This is a genomic window from Neolewinella aquimaris (assembly GCF_014197245.1).
Classification (GTDB): Bacteria; Bacteroidota; Bacteroidia; order Chitinophagales; family Saprospiraceae; genus Neolewinella; species Neolewinella aquimaris.
The window spans coordinates 194,451-212,501 of sequence record NZ_JACIFF010000007.1 but is presented as its reverse complement, the minus strand read 5'-3'; the positions used below and the strand labels follow the sequence as shown (position 1 = coordinate 212,501).

Sequence of the window (18,051 nt, the reverse complement as noted above, 5' to 3'; positions counted from 1 at the left end):
AAGGTTTATGAATTTTGTAATCGGAGACATACACGGCGAAGTTACCAAACTCTACCACCTGCTAGAGTTTTTGCAGAGGGAGGACACCATTCCCCGATTCATCTTCATCGGGGACTACGTGGATAAAGGGGAAGACAGCAAGGCCGTGCTGGAGTTGGTCGATCGAATCGCCCGTGACCAGCCGGCTCATACCTTCTTGCGGGGCAACCACGAGTACATGTGGGAAAGGGCCCTGACCGGAAATGCGGAGGCGCGGGACTACCTCCGGAAATACGGTGGTCTTACTACCGCCGAAGACTTTGGCATGAAGAGTATATCCACCGCGGCCAAAAGCGTGCGCGCGGCGGGGGAGAACCTATTCCGCCGCCTGGTCAACTATGCCATTGTTGAGGGATGTTTTATCTCCCACGCCGGAATAGATGGTACGTACGCCAATCGAACACTGGAGGAAATACCGGAAGAGGCCTTTCTGTTTAACCGCTATCCGTTCATCCAATCCACTCGGCGGTACTTCGGGTGTAAGCAATCCGTATTCGGCCATACGGGCTTCTATTCCCCCTACCGGGATGAGTACAAGATCGGTATAGATACCGCGGCGGCCTATCTACGGCGGCAGCCATTGACGGCGTATTGTACCACGAACGACCGGTTTTATACGTCCACCGGCACCGTTTATGCCTTACCTACGGACGAAATAACCAGTTGTCCCGTTATCCCCCGCGTATCACCTTACCGGTTAATTCACCAATAACATGCTCGAGCAATTCAGAAATGGACGCATTCTTTTGATCGTCGCCCACCCCGATGACGAAATTCTCGGCCCGGGTGCGACTATGCACCGGCTGATTACTGAGTTCGGTGCGCGGGTTCGCGTAGTCATTCTCGGGGAGGGGATTACCAGTCGATCGGCTGAACGTGAGCCGGCGCGGTGGGAACGTGAGTTGGCCGAGCACCGAGCCAATATTGAGTCCGCCCGCAAGTGGATAGGATTCGAGGAAACCCGGACTTATGACTTTGCCGACAATCGATTTGACGGCATCGATCTGCTGGACATCGTGAAGGTAGTCGAGCGGGAGGTAGCGGAATTTTTACCGCTAGCCATCTTCACCCACCACGGCGGCGACCTCAACATCGACCATCAGCGCACCTTTGAAGCGGTGATGACGGCCTGTAGGCCCATGCAGGACCAGGTGGTGCGGCAAATTGTTACTTTTCCCACCGCCTCGGGAACCGAATGGAGAGCTTCCACCGACCCCCGGCACTTTATCCCTAACCTATTTGTAAGGGTAAGCGAGTCAAACATAGAGGCAAAGATCAGCGCGATGGAAAGTTACGTGTACGAGAGGCGAGCGTTTCCTCATCCCCGCTCGCCCGAAGCGTTACGTATCTTTGCCGCCCATTCTGGGATGATTGTCGGGGCGCCATTGGCCGAGTGCTTCGCGATCGTCCGTGTAGTTTGTTAAACAGGAGCTCATGTCCAGAAACTTTAAGATTGGAGACCGCTGGGTTGGCCCCGATCATCCACCGTTCGTTATCGCTGAACTGTCCGGCAATCACAATCAATCCCTCGAGCGGGCACTGGAAATTACCAAGGCAGCAGCTGACGCCGGGGCCTACGCCCTCAAGCTACAGACGTACACCGCCGATCTGATCACGATCAATCAACGGGGTGGTCTGTTCGAGATTTCGGATCCCCGATCACTGTGGAACGGATATTCGTTGTACGAACTCTATCAAGAAGCATACACTCCTTGGGAATGGCACGGCGAAATCTTTGAATACGCGCGGTCACTGGGCATGCTGGCCTTTTCTTCCCCCTGCGATTCTACCTCGGTTGATTTCCTGGAGGACCTTGATGTTCCGGCCCATAAAATAGCCTCCTTCGATAGTACGAACTACCCTCTGCTGAGGCACGTCGCCAGGACCGGAAAGCCGGTCATCATCTCGTCCGGAGCCGCTGACCTCGACGACATCATTGCCAGTGTACAGTACCTTAGGGAGCATGGAGCCGAGGATATTGTCGTGCTGAAGTGTACCAGTACCTATCCCGCAAGCCCGGCAAATACGAACCTTAGGACGATACCTACTTTCGAGTCAGTCTTTCCGGATTGCGTCATCGGCCTATCCGATCATACAATGGGAATAGGAGCGTCCGTAGCTGCCGTCGCCCTTGGCGCGCGCGTAATCGAAAAGCACTTCACCCTGCGCCGGGCGGATGGGGGTGTCGATAGCGCATTTTCCATGGAGCCTAAAGAAATGAAGGCCCTCGTAGAGGAATCCAGGTCGGCTTTTCAGGCCCTTGGTGAAGTACAATTGCACGTGCAACCAGCGGAAAAGAAAAGCCTGAATTACCGTAGGTCCGTCTACGTCGTAACCGACCTGAAGGCGGGCGATGTACTTAACGATGAGAACCTACGCATCATTCGTCCGGGAGACGGAATGGATCCCCGAGAATACGAACGGGTACTCGGCAAAACCGTCAGGGTAGACCTTCCCCGTGGCACTCCCTTCTCCCTGGATTACATTTAGATGCGGCTACTAGTGTATGGATTCAATAACCCGGCATTGGCGTCCCTTGTCGGGGATGTGTCGGCCGAATTATCCTCGGAACGTACTTTCTGGATCCGGGATAATCTCGGACACGAGCAAAAACAATCCACCGCACAGCTGACCATCATCGACCACCAGGCCGCCCTGGTTCAGGATCTCGATGCGCTACCATCGGTCACGGACGGTGCCAACTGGACGGATGAGCTGCTCGCGCGGTACGCATCCATCAAGCCCACGGTCCTAAAAATGCAGGATCGGCTGGAGCGGTACGGGCCGGCAGTGAGTTATACTCAGCGGGAGGCTACTTTCCGGAAACAGTTTGTCTACTGGCTCAATTTTCTGAGTGAATACCGGATCGATGCCTTTATTGGGTCGAATGTTCCCCACGAAGTTGTCGACTACGTTATCGCAGAAATCTGCGAGGTTCTAGGAATCAGAACCCTATTTTTCTACCAGTGGACGCCGGATTTACTGCTGCCGTTTACGAGCTACAACACGTTAGGCGACCAGAGCACCCGGCCGGCAGCCCGGCTTACCGCCACGGATCGGTCTTTACTGGACAGTATTAACGAGCGCATTGCGAAGCAGCAAAGGGGAATAGAGGCAGCCCGGCCCTTCTACATGGAGTCGGGTAACATCAGCCGTCAGCGCCAGCAGCTGGAGCGTCACTGGTCTACCAGGGCGGTCAATAAGGTGTTGACAAACTGGCGCCGAATGTTCTCGCGCTCCGGAATGAACTACGCCAAGTTTCTGTTGGTAGACAAAAAGTTCCTCCGGCCGCGCCAGGATCGTGCCTACGTCGATAGGTACGCTTCGATCGCGGAAGCCAATCCCGATCTTACCGCCCCCTACATTTACCTAGCGTTGCACTACCAGCCGGAAGCAACGACTTCCCCCCTCGGCGGTGTGTTTGTCGATCAGTATCTGATGGTCGATGTCCTGCTGGCCGCCTTCCCCCCCGAAGTACGGATTTATGTGAAGGAGCATCCCGCCCAACGGCTGATCGGGAGGGGTGAGCAGTATTACGACCTGCTTGCTAAATCCCCCCGGGTCCACTTCATTGCAACCCAGGTAAGCAGTGCTGACCTTCAGGGTAGCGCGCTGGCCGTGGCAACGGTAACCGGCACCGTTGGCTTCGAATCGATGTGGAAGGGGATACCGGTACTGGCGTTCGGCCACACGTATTATCTAGGAGGTCCGGGGGTCTATTTTATTCAGTCGGTAGCGGATGCTTGCAGGGCGGCAGCGGAAATCCAGGAGGGGGTACACAGGAAACAGGATGCAGAAACATTTACGCGAGACCTGGTTGACCGGGCTTTGCCGGCCAATTGTGACAGCTATTACCACGACAATTCCGTGCTCGGCTTACCGGTAGCGCACAATGTCCGCGTCATACGGGAGGAGATTGTCGCCCGTTTCATTGCACCCGCGTCCCCGCCCAAATGAGTACGCTGTTCGTATCCCTACAGGGCATCAGCCCGATGCACCAGGCGACGGAAGCCGAGCTGATGCACGCACACGCCGAGCGTGGCGACCGCCTATACTTGCTGCACTGCAATGCCTGTCTGCTCACCTGCAGCCTGAACTCTACCCACAATATTTTAGGTTGCGCGGTTTGTGACGCTCGCGCTACTTACTCGGCCTCACGGGTTGGAGCTACCGCGCTTCAGCTGGATACATCCCTGTTTCCGGAACGGTATTCCGGTCAGATGCCCAGCGACTTTGACGAGCTGATGGAGGTGGAGTACGAGGGGGTAAACATCGGTAGGGGAGCGGCTTCGTCTACGGTCTCCATCCTGCGCGATTACGCAGTGGAACCGACAGGGAAACACCGGGAACTGGTCGAGCTGCAGCTACGCAATGCTATCGGAGCACTGCGAAACTACCAACAGGTATTTGCTGCCGTCAAACCCGAACGGGTCATCGTATTCAACGGCCGCCACTCCGAACTCTGGCCCCTACTGGGCCTGTGCCGACAACAACAAATCCCCTTTGCCACCCACGAACGCGGCGGCAGCGACCAGCTGTACCAACTCTTCGAAGACAGCCTGCCCCATAGCATCGCCACCCGCCAGCGGCTGATGCGGGAACTGTGGGAAAGTACGGATGAGGCGCGGGCCAGGGCCGCCGCCACCGATTGGTACGAGGCCAAGCGCCGCGGACAGAACCGCGACGACCGTAGCTACCTGGACCACCAGCAAGCCGGTACCCTACCGGCGCAGTGGGACGCGGATAAGCACAACATTGCCATATTCGTATCTTCCGAAGACGAGATGCAGGCGATCAAGGAGTGGGTGACGCCGCTGTTTCGCCAGCAAAATGAAGTGATTCTTCGGCTGCTGGCGGACCTTCGCGACCGAACGGACATACACCTCTACATTCGCATGCACCCTAACCTACGGCCGGTAGACAATCAGCAGACCCGCGAGCTCTACGGCATGGAGCAAGCCAACCTAACCGTTATCGGACCCGGAGAAGCCTTCGATACGTATGCCGTTTTGGAGGTGGCGGACGTGGCCCTCTCGTTCGCTTCATCGGTAGGCGTGGAAGCCACGTTTTGGGGGACGGCCAGCGTACTTTACGGAAGGGCATTTTACGAAGGGGAGGATGCCGTTTACGAACCGCGGAACTATTCGGAGCTGCTTGAGTTGCTCACCACTCCGGCCCTGCCCGCCAAGTCCCGCGAAAACGTACTTCGGTACGGGTACTTCGTGAGTCACTTTGGCATTCCCTATACCTTCGCACGGATTGTGGATACCAAAACCGCCTTCATCGACGGCCGGCAGATTCGTCGCCTGACCCCCCGCGCCCTCCTCAACCTCCTCCGCTACCTCCCCCAGCTGCCCCGCTGGCTCCGCACCCACCGTACGATTACGGGTCGCGGACTGCGCCTTTCCGAGCTTGGTAAGCTTTACTCTCACCTACGGGAAAAATCCTGATCGATGGGAGTCATCCAGCGGCAGACGATCAAGAACAATGCGGTTTCCCTGTTGGGGGTCGGGATCGGTGCGGTGAGTCAACTGCTGATCTATCCGCTGGATGTAGGCCTGAAGGGGCACATCGACGGCGTCGTGAGTTTTGCCACCCTGCTGGTTCCTTTCCTCTTGCTCGGTATGCCGGCCGTGATGGTGCGCTATCTGCCGTACCTGACCGGTGAAGACGAGGTGCGGGGCGCCGGACAACTCCTCACCCGCAGCCTCGTCGTTGCCACGATCGCCCTGCTGGTGGTAACGGGACTCAATTTCCTGCTCGGCGACCGGCTGGCCGTCGGTCAGGGGGTGCTGGATCGGAGCCGGTGGACAATCATCGGTGTTGCCGCCGCACTGGTGTACGCGGCGATCTTTACCTCCCACCTGCTTAATTTTCAGCGCATCGCCCTGCCGGTGGTGTTCAATAACTTGCTCATCAAGGTGGGCGCACCAATACTGGTGCTGGCGGCCGTGTACGGTTACCTGTCGCAAACCGGGGTAGATGTCTGGCTGATCCTACTCTACGCGGCGGCGGCGGTCGGCCTGATCCTCTACGCCTGGCGGCTTAAGGTCGTCAGGCTGGTTTGGGGAAGACTCGGGCTAGGGGAGGTGCGCGTACGGTCGCTCTACGGACTGGCACTCTTCAGCGTGTTCGGGGCGATCGGCGGCCGACTGGCGGCCCAGCTGGATACGGTGAGCATCAATACCCTGCTCGGCGACGTCGATACTGGTATTTACGCCATTGCCAAGTACGTGATGAACGTGATCGTGATTCCCACCGTGGCCATCAACGCGATCACCTCCCCCATCGTGGCTAAGGCCTGGCGGGATCGGGATATGTCGCACCTGGGATTTCTGTACAAGGAAACGGCCATGGTGCTGTATGCGGTCGGTGGCCTGATCTACGTCGGGGCCGTGGTGTGTATGCCCTATGTGTACGGGCTCACCGACGGGCTGGAGGCTTACCGCATCGGGTATGCGTCGGTGTTGTTCCTGGGGGGTGCTCAGCTGTTCGATCTGATGACCAGCATCAACGGCAACCTGATCGGGATGACGGACTACTACCGGTGGAACGTACTGCTTATCCTCGTACTGGGGGTATTCAATGTTTTTCTGAATTATTTCTTCATTGCCGTGCTGGGCTACGGCATGACGGGGGCGGCCCTCTCCACCTTTGTTTCCCTGTTCCTTTACAACGTGCTAAAGGTCGGCTTCGTGTACTGGAAAATGCGCCTACATCCCCTGACTACGAGCCTGTTATACACCACTATTGCCCTGGCCGTCTGTGGAGTGGCCGGCTGGTTTTTACCCCTGGATGCCCGTACATCCGTGCAGGTGATCGTACGGGGAACGGTGATTTGCGCGCTGTTTTATGGCTACCTGAGGTTCACCTCCGGGGTGCCGGCCCTGCGGCGGTTGTTGACTAATGGGGTCGGAAAGATGTTCACCTAGCGCATGATCGAACTCCTCGCCAGTAATCCCCTCCTGCTGCTCTTTGCCGTGATGGCAATCGGCTACGGCCTGGGCGAATTGCGCATCCGGGGATTCAAGCTCGGCGTAGCGGCCGTACTGTTTGTAGGGCTCGCCTTCGGTGCCCTGAGTCCTGACCTGGAAGTACCCCAGTTTATCGTTTTTCTCGGGCTGGCGATCTTCGTGTATACCGTCGGACTCAGCTCGGCACCGGCCTTCTTTGCCAGTTTTCAGCGAAATGGCTTCCGGGACATCTACTTCGCGACGGGTACGGTAGCCCTTTCCGCCCTGCTGGCCTACGGCATCGGCGTATGGTTCGATTTTGATGCGGCTACGACCAGCGGACTCTACGCCGGCGCCAGTACGAACACGCCCGCCCTGGCCGGATTGCTTGACGCCATCCAAAAAAATGCACCCCTTGACGGCAGGGACGTGATGGGACAGCAGGCCGTGGTGGGCTACTCGCTGGCCTACCCCCTCGGGGTACTCGGAGTGATGCTTGGTCTCTTCATCCTTCAACGCATTTATCGCATCGATTACGGTGCCGAGTTTCGCAGCCTGCAGCGGGAATACCCGATGGGGGAGGAACTGGTGAGCCGCACCTTTCGCGTCGAGCACCCCGATCTGGTGGGCCGTACCCTGCGGGAATTTCGCCGCCAGCACTCGGTGGAGGTGGCCTTCGGCAGGATGATGCATGAGGGGCAGACGACCCTGACTACCTGGGACAGCCGACCGGAGCGGGGTGACCTCATCGTCCTCGTAGGCTCCAAAGATGCCATTGAGGAAACCGCAGCGTTCGTCGGACCTGCGGTAGAGGGCCAACTGAACCACGACCGCTCCATTTTCGACGTGCGCCGCATTTTCGTCTCCAACGACGAGATCGCCGGTAAGAGCATCGCCTCTCTCAATCTCCAGGAAAAATTTAATGTGCTCATCACCCGGGTGCAGCGGGGCGATATGGACCTGCTCGCCAGCGGCGATACCGTACTCGAGCTCGGCGACCGCATTCTCCTCGTCGCCCACCGCAACGACCTGCCGGAGGTCTTTCGGGTGTTCGGCAACAGCTACGAGGCCCTCTCCCGCGTCAATTTGCTCTCCTTCGGGCTCGGAATCACCCTCGGTTTACTGCTCGGCATGGTCACTTTCGCTCTGCCCGGTGGCTATTCTTTTAGTCTCGGCTTTGCCGGCGGACCCCTCATCGTAGCACTGTTGCTCGGTAAGCTCCGGCGTACCGGCCCGATCCTGTGGACCCTTCCCTACGGCGCCAACCTCACCCTGCGCCAACTCGGCCTCATCTTCCTCCTCGCCGGCATCGGCATCCGTTCCGGTCAGACCTTCTACCAGACCCTCCAGACCGACCTCGGACCCAAACTCTTCTTCGCCGGCGGCATCATCGCCCTCATCACGACCGCCGCCACCATCATCGTGGGTTACCGACTTCTACGCATCCCCTTCAGTTTTCTCGGCGGCATGGTGGGAAGCCAACCGGCGGTCCTCGAGTTCGCCGTCGAGCAGGCCGGCAACAAGTATCCTACCATCGGCTATACCCGCATGCTGCCCGTGGTGCTGATCGGTAAGATCCTGGCGGTGCAGGTGTTGTATAATTTGTTAAGTTGAGGGGTTGATTGGTGGGTTGTTACATTGGGGAGTTGTTGAATTGCAGGCGTTGCAGGCGTGATGGGCAACGCAGGCGTGATAGGCGTTACAATGTCCGCTATACGAAGCACTGCAAGGAAAGAGTGGAGCCGGCCTACACAACCGTTCCCTACCCCAAAAAACGAGAACCAGAAATCCCCAAACTCAACAACTCACCAACTCACCAACTCAACAACCCACCAACCCAATCACTAAAAACTAATAAACTCCCCCGGATCCACCGCCCGCCCCTCGTGCCAGAGCTCGAAGTGGAGGTGTGGCCCCGTACTCTGGGTTCCGGAATTACCGATGATGGCAATGGCCTCTCCCGCCTTTACGCGATCCCCGACCTGCTTCAGCAGCTGCGAGTTGTGCTTGTAAAAGCTGATGAGGTTGTTGTCGTGCTGGATGCCGATGACGTTGCCGTTGGCGTTCGTGAATTCAGACATGAACACGATACCCGCCCGGGCTGCCTTGATGGCCGTGTTCTGCGGAGCTAGAATGTCCACGCCCATGTGCTCCGTAGCAAGATTGAAGGAGGCACTGACCTCGCCGTTCACGGGAGCTACGAAGTAAACCTGGGCCAGGGAGACGGCTTCGGTAGCGGGCAGAGGGGGTGGGGCAGCGGATGCCTGTCCCGCCTGTCCGTTGCGTTCGCTTTCCATTTCGCGGCGCAACCGGATTTCGGCTTCGGAAGGGGGCAGGGCGTCCACTTCCCCCCGAATCACCACCTCATCACGCTGGTCGATGCTGTCCGCCGTAATGGCTTCCCCCAGCACCGTTCGCTTGAGGTTGTTGATGTACAGATCCTGGGCTTCGACCAGTTCGCTCAGTTCCCCGACCGTCACTTGCAGTTCGTCGAGGTCCTTCCGTTCCACCACGTTGCCGTAACCGGGAATGTACTCGCGTAGCGGTGTGAAGGCGATCAACAGGTACACCAACCCGGCAATGACGAGCAGCAGCGTGGAAACCAGCAAGTAGAGGTTCAGGGGCGTCAGCTTATAGCTTCCCAGCTCCTCGTAGTTCTGTACATTGCGTACCACTACCTGAAACTCGGCCCGGCTTTTGTCCTTCAGTTTCCGCCAGCGGTTCCGTTTTGCCTTCGTTTCCTGCATGTAGTGTTTCGTTTGGGCGGGTACGCGGGTGCAAGGTAATGTACAATAAAGCAAGGCGTACGGGCACTTTCCGACGGTCGGAGGGCGTTCGTGCTAAGCAATGATACACCGGGCGGGGATGGCCCGAAATCGCCGGGGAAGACACGGCAGACATAAAGAACAAACGGATTTTGAAGAAGACAACGCAGCTTTTCCTGCTATTATTGGCCCTGCAGTTGGTGCTCGCCGGCTGTTCGTCCACGAAGAGCCGCGAAGACCAGGGCATCGTAGCCCGGGCGTGGCACAACATGAACGCTCACTTCAACGGCTACTTCAACGCCCGTGAGATCATGGACGAGAGCCTCGTCGTCCTCGACGAGCAGCACACCGACAATTACAACCAGCGCCTGGAGATGTTTCCCTTCCTGGCCGTAGACAATCCCAGCGTCGTTGCCGAAGAGCTCGATCGGGCGATCGAAAAAGTGGCCATCGTAGTCAAGAAGCACCCCTATAGCAACTGGACCGACGACAGCTACCTGCTGGTAGGACAGGCGCAGCTGCTCAAACAGGACTACGAAGGCGCCGAGCGTACCCTCAATTTTACCGTCAACGAGTTTCGACCACGGCCCGAACGCAAAAAGGGGAAGAAGGGCAAGGCCGACGAAACGGAGGAAGAATTCGAGAGTCGCCGCGAAATAGCTACCAGTCAGACCCAGAGTCGCCGCGACCGCCTGAAGGCACGCCGCGACGCCCAACGGGAACGCGAGCGGACCATCAAACAACGACAGAAGGAAGCCAAGGCCGCCCAAAAGGAACGCGACCGCGAACGCAAAGCCAAAATTCGTGCCCGCAAGAAGGGCATCCGCCTCCCCACCAAAACCACCGTCGATACCGCCCGCATCGAAGGCCTCGACAATGAGCCGGAAGAAATCGCCGATGCGGTAGATCCGGAAATGGAGGAAGGTCCGGTCGGCATGATTTCCATCTTCAGCAACCGCAACGAGGCCGATGCGGCGGGAGGGGAGTACGGCAAAAAATCGGGGAGTTACCTCCTCAAACACCGGCCGGCCTACCAGGAAAGTCGCCTGTGGCTGGCCTGGACGCTCGTCAAGCGGGACAATTTCGACCGCGCCCAGATCATTCTCGAAGACCTGCGCAACGACCGCGGTACGTATGCCGATGTCCGCCGTAAGGCCATTGCGGTCCAGGCTTACCTCTACCTCGAACAGGAACGCCTGGAGGAAGCCATTCCCTACCTCGAAGCCGCCGCCGACGTAGCCGTAGAGCGCAACGAGAAAGCCCGGTACTACTACATCGCCGGTCAGCTGTACCAGGAACTCAACCAACCCGGTTCAGCCCTCGATGCCTTCCGCGAGGTAGTTGCCAGCAAACCCGCCTACGAATTCGAACTCGGCGCCCGCATCAGTATGGCCCAGAACGCCTACCTGAGCGGTAGTGGTAGCTCGGCCGACGCCCTAAGCGAACTCGAGCGTATGGTCAGGGAGGAAAAGAACCGCGACTACGAAAGTCAGATCCTTTACTCAATGGCGAGCATTGCTCTTCGGGATGGAGATCAACCCGCCGGAGCCGAGTACCTGCGCCGCGCGCTCGATAGTCCCAGCGGCGGTGGTGCCACCCGGGTGGAAGCCTACCAGCTGCTGGGCGACCTGGCGTACGAGGAAGGCGACTACCTCGGATCGAAACTCTACTACGACAGTACCCTACAAGTAATGGGACCGGCCGATAGCCGCTTCGTCGAAACAACGGATCGCCGGGACCGTCTTACGGGTGTTGCCGGTAGCCTCCAGGAAATCACGCTGAAGGATAGCCTGCTCCGCATCGGCACCCTACCGGAAGCCGAACGGCGCAGTTGGGCGGAGGAGGTCTTCGAACTCCGGCGCGCTACCAACTCAGCCGCCAACTTCAGCACACCCGCCACCCAGGGCAGCCTACCGGTTGCCAATGCGGCCACCGCCGCCACTTCCATGTCCGGCAGTAGCTTCTGGGGCTACGACAATCAGGCGATCCGGAGGGGAGGGCGTGACTTTTCCCGCCGCTGGGGAGACCGGGCGCTGGAGGACAACTGGCGCCGCAGCAACCGTACCGATGCCAGTCTTTTCACCGCCGAAGGAGATAATCTGGCTCCGGGAGATCCGAGTCGCCGCGACGTCCAGTTGGCTACCGAAGATGAGATCAACGCCATACTTGAGGGAATTCCCCTCGACGAACCGTCGCAAACTACTACGCGGGCCGATCTCGCAAGGGCCTACTTTACCCTGGGACGGGAGTACCGCGATCGCCTCGAAAACAACCCGCGTGCGATCGAGGCCTTTACCCAGCTCAACGCCCGCTACCCCGGTTCGGAACACGAAGCCGAAAGCTGGTATTACCTCTACCTGCTCCATAAGCAGGCGGGTAATGGTTCGGAGGCCCAGCGCTACGCCGGCGAGCTGAATCGCAAGTACCAGGGCAGCAAGTTTGCCCGTCTGGCCAACGATCCCAATTACGCCGCCGAACTCGTCGGGGAAGAGGGACGTCGCACCCGCGCATACGAAGCGGCCTATGCTGCATTTGAGCGTCAAGATTACCAGAGAACCGAGCAACTCATCGCGGCCGCACTCCCCGGCCTGCCCGATAGCCATCCCCTCCGGGCCCGATACGAACTGCTGCGCGCAATGGCCAGTGGCAAACTCCAGGGCCGCGCCGCCTACGTGACCGCTTTACAACAGGTAGTGGCCCAACACGAGGGTACACCGGAGCAGATTCGCGCCCGCGAGATTCTCCGGCTGCTGGGAGAAGGGGGAGCCCGCCTGCCCGGACGGGTACCGACGGCCGGTGCCTCCAGTTTTAAGGAAAGTATGGACGAAATCCACTACGTCCTTGTCGTTTTCGATAATCCCAGTGCACCACTGAATCAACTCAAGGTGGAACTTGAAGAATACAACCAGAAGTACAACAAACTCGACCGCCTCCGCTCAACACCGATATTTATCGGTCGCGACAACGAGACGCCGGTCCTGGTCATGCGGCGCTTCAAGACCGGCCGGGAAGCACAGGATTACTACGAGATATCACGAAAAAACGCCGCTGAATTTCTGGCCGATAGTGAGGAAGTGTACCGGATCTTTCCCGTATCCCAAACCAATTACCGCGAAATTCTCAAGGCCCGCTCCTTCGAGGGGTATGAGGAGTGGTTCCTTAGCCACTACCAGTAGGGGATCACTTACTGAAGCGCCAGCACCGGTGCAGGTTCTTTTTCCTGAAGTCCGGGGGGAGCGTCTGGGCGGTAACTTCTCGGGCATCAGCGGAAATTTCCCCTTCCTGCAGTTTAAACTTGCGGTAGTTGGTACTGAAGTAAAGCTGACCTCCGGGAAGTAGTCGGGCCAGACATCCCTCGATGAGCTGCACGTGGTCGCGCTGGGTATCGAGTACGTCGACCATCATTTTCGAGTTGGAAAAGGTCGGTGGATCCAGGACAATAAGGTCGTAGCGGTCCACCACTGGCCGATCTAGCCACTGTAGGGCATCGGCGCGAACGAATCCGTGACGGTCCGGATCGACGCCATTTAGCACGAAGTTCCGCCGCCCCCAGTCGAGGTAGGTGTTGCTAAGGTCGAGGTTATCGACCCGACTGGCCCCGGCCGTAGCCGCGTACACCCCAAACGAACAGGTATAGGCAAAGAGGTTGAGGACCCGTTTGCCGGCGGATTGCTCCCCGACCATCCGACGGGTCGCCCGGTGATCGAGAAAGAGACCGGTATCGAGATAATCGCTAAGGTTAACGAGGAACTTCCGGCCGTATTCCACGACGGGAAACTCCGTCCGCTCCGTAGCCAGCTTTTCGTACTGGTTGCTGCCGGACTGCCGCTGCCTGATCCTAAAGTAGACCGCTTCCTGAGGTACGGCCAGCACCTCCGTGATGTGCGCGCGGTACTGTTCCGTTAGGTCCTGCTCGCCACGATCGTATATGGCCACGTATAGCTTGTCGGCGTACCGGTCGATTGTGACGGGAAACTCGTCCAGGTCGGCGTCGTAAATGCGGTAAGCCTCCAACTGCTGCCTGCGCGCCCACTTGTCGTAGTGACGCGCCATCTTTCGCAGACGGTTACGGAAGGGGTCAAAGGTGCTCACCAGTCGATTCCTTTGCGCAGTAAGCCCAGGGTTTCCGCCTCGGCGCTTCCCGCCTGCGGTTGGTAGTCGTACGTCCAACCGGCCAGCGGAGGGAGGCTCATCAGGATGCTCTCGGTACGGCCGTTGGTGGTGAGGCCGAATTTGGTGCCCCGGTCCCAGACCAGGTTAAATTCCACATACCTTCCCCGACGAAGTTCCTGCCAGCGCCTTTGCGCTTCGGTGTAGGGCTTATCCTTGTTTCGGTCCAGCAGTTCCAGGTAGGTCGGCGCGAAGGTTTCCCCCACCGACGCAGTAAAGTCGAAGAGCTCCCGCTTGGTCTTTTTTTCCGCCACCGGTTCCAGGCGGTCGAAAAATATGCCACCGACACCCCGCGTCTCGTCTCGGTGCGGAATAAAGAAGTAGTCGTCCGCCCACTTTTTGAACCGGCTGTAGTAGTGGGGATCGGCGCGGTCGCAGGTGCTGCGTAATTCGCGGTGAAACCAACCGGCTTGGTCGCGGTCCACGTAGTGGGGAGTGAGGTCTATGCCTCCACCGAACCAGTACCTACCTCCGTCGAGTTCGAAGTAGCGGACGTTCATGTGAATGATGGGAACGTGCACGTTGCGGGGGTGGAGTACGATACTCACGCCGGTCGCGTAGAAGGAGGTTTCTTCCGGGTCGGTGTGCAAGCTGGCCGCGGCGGCGGGCGGAAGCTCGCCGTGTACCGCACTGAAGTTGACCCCTCCCTTTTCGATGTGGTTGCCCAGCAGCACCCGGGCCCGGCCGCCACCGCCACCGGGGCGGTCCCAACTGTCTTCCGTGAACGTTCCACCGTCGGCCGCCGCTAAACGCTGACAGATGGAATCCTGAAGACTGCGGAAGTACCGGGTTATTTCCTCTCTGTCGGGATCACGCATTCAGGGCTGCTTTTGCTGCCGCGACGGTCTTTTTGGCACTACCGACGAAGATGCGATCGTCTACAACCGTGACGGGGCGTTTCAGAAATGTGTATTCCTGGAGGATAAGGTTGCGGTAATCAGCTTCGGTTAGTTTTCGATCGGCGAGCCCCATATTGCGGTATTTCATGGCCCGTCGGCTGAAGAGCGCTTCGTAGCTTCCGGCTAGTTCGGCCAGGCGGTCCAGCTGTGCTGGTGTGAGAGCCTGTTCCTTGATGTTGACGACCTCAAGGTCCGCCTGCTCCCCCAACTCAGCGATGATCCGCTGGCAGGTATTGCAGGTGTTAAGCTGGTAGATGGTTGGCATGGGGCAAAAGTAGGATACTATACCGACTGTGCACGCCATTCAACCAGGAACTTCCGGAAAGTGGCAACCGCAGCCTCCACGGCCCGATCGATTTCTCCTTCCGAAAGGTGAAGGCCGTCCAGGCTGGCGAGATACTTGCGCCATTGTGCTAACCCCCATTCGGATTGCTCCCGGTAAAAGTCAAAGGGGGCGCACGCCGTGAGGCGAGGGTTTGAGATCAATTTTCGGTAGATGACGCTGCCGCCCAGACTGGCGCCCTCCAGAACGTATAGGATACCTATAGCGGTGGCTCGGTCCGGTGTGGACTCACTCTTCGGAGTAGATAATGTAAATCGGGGGCGGTATCGGTAGTCTCCGGCTGAAAATCCCATCACCTGATGCTCGAGAGATTCGTGGACCCGCCGTTGCCAGTCGATCAGCTTGGCGTACTCCGGTTCAGTGAGGGTGCCGTCCATAATCTTGCCCCCCCACGATACGTTTTCCAGTTCCGTGTGCAGTGGACGGGTAGCGGCGCGCAATTTTCGAAGCAAAGAATTCATCCCGAAATATAGGGAGATCAGCCGCTACCGGCCCTACAATGTGGACATCAGAATGTTAGACGACTAAGCCGGTTTCAGAAAAGGCCAGTCTTTACCTGAAGTGACGTAATCATTGGCATTTTCCGGACTAAGGTAGAAATTGAAGGTCACCCCCAGGCCGTCGTTGGTTACCCAGACCTTGCCGTTATGGCGACTTGTGATCCTTTCCACAATGGCCAGCCCTACCCCCGTACCCTCGGTTTGGGAATTGGACGACAGGCGGCTGAACATTTGAAAGATCGTTTCGAGGTACTCTTCTTCAATGCCGGAGCCGGAATTGCTGACCGTATAGACTAACGGTCCGGAACCAGTCGGTGGCCGACAACCTATCTCGACGGCAAATCGTCCATCTTCCGTAGGTTCCATATACTTTAGGGCATTAGAGACCAGGTTAGTGTAGAGCTGCCGCAGCAGGCGACGATCGGCTACTACCGGAGGAAGGTCTTTAACCACCCGAATCTCCAAATCAGGCGTACGCGCATACAGTGGGCGCAATTCGGCGACGATTTCATTCGCCAGGGGAGATACGTCCACGGGCGATAACTTGAGGCCTCCGGTACCTACCCGGCTCAACTCGAGAATGTCGGTAATGAAGGTGTTCATCTGGTCTACACCCCGCTGAATTCCTCCGATTAGGGTACGGGCCTCGTCGTCCATACGCTGGCCGTATTCCTCCTCCAGGATTTCGGCGTACCCATTGATGGCGCGCAGCGGCGCCCGTAAATCGTGGGATACTGTGTAGCTGAAGGTCTCCAAGTCCTCGTAGGCCTTCTTTAACCGTTCGTTGGTCTGCTTCACCTCCGAGTAGTGCTGGATCATGCTGTTGATGATCGTAATGCGGAGGGTGTAGGCCGTGTCGATCTCCCCCTGGTCCCAGGGTGCACTACAGCCGTCCACCGTCTCGACGTAGCGCTCAAAGCTGCGGCGCGGACCGAGCCGGCGGGTACCCTGTTCCGATACGATGAGTTCTTTCTCCGGCTTACCACCCCAGGTGATCTTGCGGGACAGCCCCGGGCGGAACCAGCAGATCCAGTCTGCATGATCGGGATTCAGGTAAATGATCAGTACGCCGGCGGCGTAGTCGCAGTAAGACTGAAAGGGTTTGTATTCCTTACCGATTGAGTCGCTGGTATAGATTAAACTGTCGTGGTCAACTCCGTTATTGGTGACCCAGTTGGTCAGTTTTTGAATTGCGTCCGTTGGAGGAGTTTCTCCCATAGTTTCGACCCGCCCTTCGAAACTGATGGCGGCACCACTGGTTTCCGCAAAGATGTTCATGAGGGTGTAGCTCCCTTCGGTGAGGCCGGTAAAAATATCCCGCGTCTTCGAGATGTGCTCACCCAGGGCAAGGCGAACCAGATTGCGGGTAAGCGTTTTTTCACGGTAGCTTCCGGCAGCCTGCATAGACAGGTGCCCACTGAAGATCTGCCCGAGAAAGAGCAGCAGGTTGCGCAGGCCGTAGTCGACCGTCTTGGGTGAATAATGATGCAGTGCGAAGAGGCCCCATAACTTGTCACCCAAAATGATGGCCACGCTGAGGGAGTTATTGACTCCCATATAGCCTAAGTATTCGAGGTGAATGGGAGACACGCCCCTGCTTCCCGCCATACTAAGGTCTAGGTACTTCTCCTCGGCCTGGGGACTGGATCGGATGTTGGAGGGGGGAACGGTAATATCCGAGATCAGGCGTACCCGATTCTTAAGGTACAGTTCACGGGCCTGCTTAGGAATATCAGTATGGGGATAGAACAGCCCGTGAAAGGGCTCCAGGTTCTTATCCTTATTAAGCGATTCGGCGATTACCTCACCATTGTAGTTCTTGTCAAAGCGGTAGACCATCACCCGGTCGTAACCCGTAAGCTGCCGTAGGATCGCCGCCGTTTCGGTGAACAGCCGGTTGTGGTTATTTATATTCTGAATGCGCGCTACAGCCCGGGCAAGAATTTGCTGATAGCCGGAGGTTCTGAAGTCGTCTGCCGAATTTTCTATTTCAAGGAGAAGACGGTTGCCTTCGCGGTGCACGATAACGTTCTTCAGCAACTGCTGACCGTTGACCGTAAATAGGGTCTGAATGGGATTAAGCGATTCGAACCCATTCTCACGGCCCAACCCTATCGACAATTGCTCGGTCAGGTCGCGGTTGAAAATGGAAGATAGGGGGCGATCTATGATTTCTTCCCAGTGCAAACCAAGAAAGCGGTCCGTGTTTTCGCTCACGTGCCGCACAATCAAAGTATCGGAATCGACGGCAATGAGACAGGCAAATGATTGCACTACCCGAATGTGGCGGAGCGGTTCGTTTTCACAATTTTCCAGGTCGACCCTGTAGGGGTAAACTTCCCTGACCGAGTTCGCTACAGGGTCGTTTTGAAGATGCATCTA

Annotated in this window: 14 protein-coding genes; 8 read left to right on the top strand and 6 right to left on the bottom strand. The window is 57.7% G+C overall.

The features are described from left to right. The first annotated feature begins 7 nt into the window (after nt 1-7). Genes GGR28_RS14055 through GGR28_RS14025 form a run of 7 tightly spaced genes read left to right on the top strand, consistent with a single transcriptional unit; the run spans nt 8 to nt 8,606 of the window. Nucleotides 8-751 carry a metallophosphoesterase gene (locus GGR28_RS14055; RefSeq protein ID WP_183496442.1) on the top strand — a complete coding sequence of 248 codons (744 nt, stop codon included), beginning with the start codon at nt 8-10 and terminating at the stop codon, nt 749-751. A 1-nt stretch (nt 752) separates the two neighbouring features. Continuing rightward, nucleotides 753-1,463, top strand: coding sequence for a PIG-L deacetylase family protein (locus GGR28_RS14050; protein ID WP_183496441.1), 711 nt, complete (start codon nt 753-755; stop codon nt 1,461-1,463). Between the two features lie 10 nt (nt 1,464-1,473). Next, nucleotides 1,474-2,529: a pseudaminic acid synthase gene (gene pseI, locus GGR28_RS14045; protein WP_183496440.1), complete on the top strand. Its 1,056-nt coding sequence runs from the start codon at nt 1,474-1,476 to the stop codon at nt 2,527-2,529. A gap of 36 nt (nt 2,530-2,565) precedes the next feature. Next, the gene (locus GGR28_RS14040; RefSeq protein ID WP_183496439.1) at nt 2,566-3,996 is read left to right on the top strand and encodes a capsular polysaccharide export protein, LipB/KpsS family; all 1,431 of its coding nucleotides are present in this window, start codon (nt 2,566-2,568) and stop codon (nt 3,994-3,996) included. Beyond that, nucleotides 3,993-5,489 (top strand): hypothetical protein, encoded by a 1,497-nt coding sequence (locus GGR28_RS14035; protein ID WP_183496438.1) that lies wholly within the window; start codon nt 3,993-3,995, stop codon nt 5,487-5,489. Before GGR28_RS14040 ends, GGR28_RS14035 begins: the two co-directional genes overlap by 4 nt. A gap of 3 nt (nt 5,490-5,492) precedes the next feature. Then, complete coding sequence (locus GGR28_RS14030; RefSeq protein ID WP_183496437.1) at nt 5,493-6,971, top strand: lipopolysaccharide biosynthesis protein; 1,479 nt, start codon at nt 5,493-5,495, stop codon at nt 6,969-6,971. Between the two features lie 3 nt (nt 6,972-6,974). Then, a complete protein-coding gene (locus tag GGR28_RS14025) occupies nt 6,975-8,606 on the top strand; it encodes an aspartate:alanine exchanger family transporter (protein ID WP_183496436.1) in 1,632 nt (543 codons plus the stop codon). A gap of 230 nt (nt 8,607-8,836) precedes the next feature. On the opposite strand, the gene GGR28_RS14020 is transcribed toward GGR28_RS14025, so the two are convergent. Further along, the gene (locus tag GGR28_RS14020; RefSeq protein ID WP_183496435.1) at nt 8,837-9,739 is read right to left on the bottom strand and encodes a M23 family metallopeptidase; all 903 of its coding nucleotides are present in this window, start codon (nt 9,737-9,739) and stop codon (nt 8,837-8,839) included. 170 nt (nt 9,740-9,909) lie between these two features. Between GGR28_RS14020 and porW the strand changes: the two genes are divergently transcribed. Further along, a complete protein-coding gene (porW, locus tag GGR28_RS14015; RefSeq protein ID WP_183496434.1) occupies nt 9,910-12,933 on the top strand; it encodes a type IX secretion system periplasmic lipoprotein PorW/SprE in 3,024 nt (1,007 codons plus the stop codon). A gap of 4 nt (nt 12,934-12,937) precedes the next feature. On the opposite strand, the gene GGR28_RS14010 is transcribed toward porW, so the two are convergent. The 5 genes from GGR28_RS14010 to GGR28_RS13990 form a co-directional block, all read right to left on the bottom strand. After that, nucleotides 12,938-13,810 carry a class I SAM-dependent methyltransferase gene (locus GGR28_RS14010; RefSeq protein ID WP_221233897.1) on the bottom strand — a complete coding sequence of 291 codons (873 nt, stop codon included), beginning with the start codon at nt 13,808-13,810 and terminating at the stop codon, nt 12,938-12,940. A gap of 35 nt (nt 13,811-13,845) precedes the next feature. Continuing rightward, nucleotides 13,846-14,745 (bottom strand): oxygen-dependent coproporphyrinogen oxidase, encoded by a 900-nt coding sequence (hemF, locus tag GGR28_RS14005; protein ID WP_183496432.1) that lies wholly within the window; start codon nt 14,743-14,745, stop codon nt 13,846-13,848. Further along, on the bottom strand, nt 14,738-15,091 hold the full coding sequence (locus GGR28_RS14000) for an arsenate reductase family protein (protein ID WP_183496431.1): 354 nt from the start codon (nt 15,089-15,091) through the stop codon (nt 14,738-14,740). Before GGR28_RS14000 ends, hemF begins: the two co-directional genes overlap by 8 nt. A gap of 17 nt (nt 15,092-15,108) precedes the next feature. After that, complete coding sequence (locus GGR28_RS13995; protein ID WP_183496430.1) at nt 15,109-15,630, bottom strand: biliverdin-producing heme oxygenase; 522 nt, start codon at nt 15,628-15,630, stop codon at nt 15,109-15,111. Between the two features lie 63 nt (nt 15,631-15,693). Continuing rightward, the gene (locus GGR28_RS13990) at nt 15,694-18,048 is read right to left on the bottom strand and encodes an ATP-binding protein (protein ID WP_183496429.1); all 2,355 of its coding nucleotides are present in this window, start codon (nt 18,046-18,048) and stop codon (nt 15,694-15,696) included. Nucleotides 18,049-18,051 lie beyond the last annotated feature (3 nt).

Bases quoted from the DNA above. Each gene is read 5' to 3' on its own strand.
- GGR28_RS14035 (WP_183496438.1), top strand. From the start codon at position 3,993: ATGAGTACGCTGTTCGTATCCCTACAGGGCATCAGCCCGATGCACCAG.
- GGR28_RS14055 (WP_183496442.1), top strand. From the start codon at position 8: ATGAATTTTGTAATCGGAGACATACACGGCGAAGTTACCAAACTCTAC.
- GGR28_RS14050 (WP_183496441.1), top strand. From the start codon at position 753: ATGCTCGAGCAATTCAGAAATGGACGCATTCTTTTGATCGTCGCCCAC.
- GGR28_RS13990 (WP_183496429.1), bottom strand. From the start codon at position 18,048: ATGCATCTTCAAAACGACCCTGTAGCGAACTCGGTCAGGGAAGTTTAC.
- GGR28_RS14010 (WP_221233897.1), bottom strand. From the start codon at position 13,810: ATGGCGCGTCACTACGACAAGTGGGCGCGCAGGCAGCAGTTGGAGGCT.
- hemF (WP_183496432.1), bottom strand. From the start codon at position 14,745: ATGCGTGATCCCGACAGAGAGGAAATAACCCGGTACTTCCGCAGTCTT.
- GGR28_RS14030 (WP_183496437.1), top strand. From the start codon at position 5,493: ATGGGAGTCATCCAGCGGCAGACGATCAAGAACAATGCGGTTTCCCTG.
- GGR28_RS14020 (WP_183496435.1), bottom strand. From the start codon at position 9,739: ATGCAGGAAACGAAGGCAAAACGGAACCGCTGGCGGAAACTGAAGGAC.
- GGR28_RS14000 (WP_183496431.1), bottom strand. From the start codon at position 15,091: ATGCCAACCATCTACCAGCTTAACACCTGCAATACCTGCCAGCGGATC.
- GGR28_RS13995 (WP_183496430.1), bottom strand. From the start codon at position 15,630: ATGAATTCTTTGCTTCGAAAATTGCGCGCCGCTACCCGTCCACTGCAC.
- pseI (WP_183496440.1), top strand. From the start codon at position 1,474: ATGTCCAGAAACTTTAAGATTGGAGACCGCTGGGTTGGCCCCGATCAT.
- GGR28_RS14025 (WP_183496436.1), top strand. From the start codon at position 6,975: ATGATCGAACTCCTCGCCAGTAATCCCCTCCTGCTGCTCTTTGCCGTG.